General features: G+C 33.3%; 5 protein-coding genes and 1 pseudogene. 2 read left to right on the top strand and 4 right to left on the bottom strand.

The window, feature by feature from the left end:
• Positions 1 to 301 precede the first annotated feature (301 nt).
• On the bottom strand, positions 302 to 613 hold the full coding sequence (locus Q0P94_RS10295) for a hypothetical protein (RefSeq protein ID WP_295116314.1): 312 nt from the start codon (positions 611 to 613) through the stop codon (positions 302 to 304).
• A gap of 62 nt (positions 614 to 675) precedes the next feature.
• Between Q0P94_RS10295 and Q0P94_RS10300 the strand changes: the two genes are divergently transcribed.
• Both Q0P94_RS10300 and Q0P94_RS10305 read left to right on the top strand, forming a co-directional pair.
• Entirely contained in the window at positions 676 to 1,302 is a 627-nt protein-coding gene (locus Q0P94_RS10300) for a TetR/AcrR family transcriptional regulator (protein WP_295116315.1), read from the top strand.
• Entirely contained in the window at positions 1,303 to 2,388 is a 1,086-nt protein-coding gene (locus Q0P94_RS10305) for a radical SAM protein (RefSeq protein WP_295116317.1), read from the top strand.
• A 4-nt stretch (positions 2,389 to 2,392) separates the two neighbouring features.
• Here Q0P94_RS10305 and Q0P94_RS10310 read toward each other — a convergent pair whose 3' ends face one another.
• The 3 genes and pseudogenes from Q0P94_RS10310 to Q0P94_RS10320 form a co-directional block, all read right to left on the bottom strand.
• Positions 2,393 to 3,331: a DUF1848 domain-containing protein gene (locus Q0P94_RS10310; RefSeq protein WP_295116319.1), complete on the bottom strand. Its 939-nt coding sequence runs from the start codon at positions 3,329 to 3,331 to the stop codon at positions 2,393 to 2,395.
• A gap of 413 nt (positions 3,332 to 3,744) precedes the next feature.
• The gene (gene pdxT, locus Q0P94_RS10315) at positions 3,745 to 4,335 is read right to left on the bottom strand and encodes a pyridoxal 5'-phosphate synthase glutaminase subunit PdxT (protein WP_295116322.1); all 591 of its coding nucleotides are present in this window, start codon (positions 4,333 to 4,335) and stop codon (positions 3,745 to 3,747) included.
• 38 nt (positions 4,336 to 4,373) lie between these two features.
• Positions 4,374 to 4,649 (bottom strand): annotated as a pseudogene (locus Q0P94_RS10320) (pyridoxal 5'-phosphate synthase lyase subunit PdxS); the annotation flags it as partial.

Genomic DNA, 4,649 nt, shown 5'->3' on the forward strand with positions numbered 1-4,649 from the left:
TTATATTGGACGTATTGAAGACCGCTCAAAAGTATACCAATAGTTTTTCCAAATCCGGTTAAACTATTTAATTTTCTATTGGCCGATAAACTGATATTTCCGTACTTGAATCTATAAGTTTAATTAGGTGGAAATATAAAATTTAATTGTAAAAAGATTAGTTGAAAACCCTTAGAGTCGGATTATTGCAAGGTTCTTAATAGAAACATCCGTTCTTGTAAAGTAAATGTAGGAAATAGTCAATCCAATTACAAAAGTTACTAAAATAATACTATATGATACACTAATTCTTGTAGCATATTCAGTTATTCCCCCCCAAAGCAATTAAATACGGGCGGATCCAAGGCACAAATGGAACCCAGTTTTGACCATAGCACATTAAATTGACTAATGACAAACCGGCACCACCCATCATCACAGAAAACATGTTGATTATCAGAACTGAAATGAATACAAATGGAGAAAATTTTAAAAATAACAGGAAATTTGCATACGGAAGCTGAGCAAAGATTCCTGCAAACAGATTTACACTTAATCCTTCAAGACCTGCTGCAAAAGCAAATATGAGTGTTGAAATACTTGTCACCACAGTTAGAATAACAATCCAAACCAAAAACATTTACATTTATATATCATAATCCATATAATATACCTAACGAACGGTAGGTAGTAAATATGAATACTAAAGAAAAGATTTTTGAAGTATCTCTTGATTTATTTTCAAAGAAAGGGTATGATTCAGTTTCCCTTAGAGAAATTGCTGAAGAAGTAGGAATTAAAAAAAGTTCGATATATAGTCATTACTCCTCCAAAGAAGCAATACTTATGGACATATTCGACTATTTAACCAATATTTTTGAATATGATGAGATGCTCAATAGTAAAGATTTGGATTTGAATGCAAACAATGAAATACTGCTTCAAAATCCAGAAAAGTTTTATCATAAAGGTTCCGAAGCCATGAAGGAAATGTTCTCACAAGAAAAGAACCTTAAAATCTGGAAACTGTTATTCATTCAGATGCACCATAACGATGCAATCAGGAAATTTTTCCAAGATGAGATTCTTGCCAAGCCAATTTTGTTTTGGGAGGGATTTTTCACCATTTTAAAAGAAAATCACATAATTCGCCCAGAATGCGATCCAAAGCTATTAGCAAAGGAATATTACAGTTTTCCAATTTATCTGATTTTGGAAATCTGTGTGGAATATGAGGATATTCCCCAAAGTTCTCTGGAGGATTTCTTTAACCAAGCAGAAGAGCATGTTAATTTCCTACTTGAATGTGTGAAGGTGAATTAAATGGATTTTGATATTCAAGATTATCTGGCCAAGGGTGTTGAAATCATCATGAAAGATGCAATGCGTGCAACACTAAAAAATCCAAAAGAAAGTTTATTTTTGATTAAGTTTTCAAAGTATGCAAAAAAAGCTACTAAAATCAGACAAAAGTATGATAAAAAAGGAAAAAACATTCCAGCTTTCTTGATAGCAAGCATTACAAGCAGTTGCAACCTGCACTGCACAGGATGTTATTCACGTGCACATGATGCATGCAATGACGGCAAGCCACAAACTCAACTTACAGATGAGGAATGGGAAAACATATTCAAGCAGGCAAAGGAACTTGGAATAAGTTTCATTGTTCTTGCAGGTGGTGAACCAATGCTTAGAAGAGATGTCATACTAAAAGCCAGCAGATATCATGAAATTCTGTTTCCCATATTTACCAATGGCACCATGTTGGATGAAGAGTATTATGATCTGTTAGATAAAAATAGAAATCTAGTTCCAATTTTATCAATAGAAGGAAATGAAGAAGTAACAGATTTTAGAAGAGGAAAAGGTGTTTATAGGCAATTAATTGATTCAATGGAATATATGAGAAAAAATAATATCATCTTTGGAGCTTCACTCACATTTACAAAATGGAATTTGCCAACTATACTTTCAAATGAGTATATTAGTCAATTACATGATTTTGGATGCAAAGTATTATTTTTCATCGAATATGTCCCTGTTGATGCAGATACTGTAGATTTAGCCCCTAGTAATGAGGAGAGGGAATTATTATTGGATAGAATTAATTGTTTGCGTCAGAAATATTCTGACATGATATTTCTTTCATTTCCAGGAGATGAAAAGACATCAGGAGGATGTCTTGCAGCAGGAAGGGGATTTTTCCATATTAACTCACATGGTGGTGCTGAACCATGTCCCGCTTCACCATACTCCGATGTTAATGTCAAGGATGTATCCCTTATTGAAACTTTGAATTCAAACTTGTTTAAGTCCTTAAGGGATGGAGACATTCTGATGGATGATCATGATGGTGGCTGTGTGTTGTTTGAGCATAAAGATGAAGTTGAAAGGATTTTGAACAGATGAATATTTAAAAATCAAATAATGTTGATTGCTTTGGTTCAATATATCTTATTACTTCTGTATCAATTAGATTATCATTTTCTTTAAGGTGTCCAAGCAATAATGGTGATTTCTCATCATGTAGTTTTATAACATTTTTGGGAATTTCAGGTTTTCGATTAGCGTAGCAATATTTACATTCACTTAAACAGGAATTATAAGCACCAATGTCTCTTGAGGGAATGCAGTGACAGTTTTCCCTAATCCCTGTTCCTTTTACATTTTTATAAACTACATTGTGTGCCTGTTCCAATATTTCCCTTGTTGTACATCCTGCAGTATGAATATTATATTTTTCATAGCTTTCGTTTGTTGCGCATGATTGAATATATAGATTATATTTTTTTGATATCTCCCCAATCCCTTCCAATAGATTTACTTTATCTTCATCAGTAAGTGGAATTATCTCAGGCATGTTCTCTTCCACTTTTTTGTACATGTCAACAAAGCTGAAGATGCATCTGTAAACCAATGGTGATATCCTTTCGGCCATATATTCAAATGTTTCCAGGTGTTTTTCAACAGTGTATTTTTCAGTGAGAAGTATCGGATCATATCTCCAGAGAATCTTGTTTGCACCAACGATATCAGATAATCTCTCCAACGTCTTAATAGATTGATCGATTGTTGGAACCTTTGGTTCTATGTCCTTGCCGTATGCAGTAATCGTGTAGTTGCACAAAATATTGTACTTTTCATCAATGTCACCTATATGTTTAAGTATAGGTTGGTAGTTCTTGGAGCAGAACAGAAGACAGTCAACATCTTCAGGCTTTAAGCTTAACTTGTAAACCTGTTCTCTTGCAAATGGATTTCTTGAATATGCATATCCTTCATCTATTCTGTTCAGTAGCCATGGAGTGTAATAGTTGACTATATCTGTTCTTCCGCCCACATTAATTATCATCGTATCACATTATTTATTTATGTTTTGACCCATTATAATTTTTAACATGCCGAATTTGCAAAACTTTAATTATCATGGAAATCCATAATATTATCTGTAGTGAGAGATAAGTATTTGACAATTTCGATATTATTGGCATAATAACATTAAATTTATAATCTCTTCTAATTAAATTTCATCACTAAACAAGAAGTCTAAGATATTCATATTTCGTATTCCTCTCTTGACATATTAAACTCATCAATGGATATTATATATTTTTGGATAATTGTCCTTAACCAGAATCATGGGAGGAATTCCCTTTCAATTGTTTCTTCATGAAAAACCTATATGGATAAGTATAAGTTAACAAATTTTAAAAAATTAAAATTGTTGCATTATAAGTTTACAATTTGATTAACTTCTAAAAGCAGTCAATGGTTCAGACTTGTTAAAACTTCTTCAATGAAATATTCATGAATTAAAGTGTCCTCTGTTAATTCTGGATGAAATGAAATTGCAATGTTGTGTCCTTGCTGAATGGCTATTATTTCACCATCAAATTCTGACAATATCTTAATATCATTTTTGGAGTCATCATAAGATTCAAGTGCCGGTGCTCTAATAAACACCCCAGAATACTTTTGATTTAATATTTCAATTTCCGCTTCAAATGAATCCTTCTGCCTTCCATAGGTATTTCTTTTAACAGTTATGTCCATAAGTTCAAGTAGCGGCTGGTTGAAATCTGTTTTTTTGCCAAGAAGCACCATTCCAGCACAAGTTCCAAAGACAGGAATATTATTTTCTTTAATAACTTTATCAATACCCCTTTCCTTAATGAGCTTGCCAATTACAGTACTTTCCCCACCGGAAATGATTAATCCATCACATTTTTCAACATCATCACTGTATCTTACTTCTTCCACTTCTATATCGAGTTTTAAGTTTTCAACAGTTTTTCTTGTCATGTCAAAGTGTTCTGAAACTGCACCCTGAAGATTTAGGATTCCGATTTTTACCATCTAAGCACCTTAAAAAATAATTAAAAATATGAGGAATTTTAAATTCCCCTGTCCTGCATTCTGTCGGATTCGCTCAAAGTTGACATTTCCAGACCTTTCATGGCTTCGCCCAATCCTTTGGATACTTCCGCCAATACTTCAGGCTTGTCGTAATTTGCAGTTGCTTCAACTATTGCTTTTGCAAATGCTTCAGGATTGTTTGACTTGAATATTCCTGATCCCACAAAAATGCCGTCGGAACCTAACTGCATCATGAGTGATGCGTCAGCAGGTGTTGCAATTCCTCCTGCAGCAAAGTTGACAACAGGTAATTT

Source organism: uncultured Methanobrevibacter sp. (assembly GCF_946184425.1).
Taxonomy (GTDB): Archaea; Methanobacteriota; Methanobacteria; order Methanobacteriales; family Methanobacteriaceae; genus Methanocatella.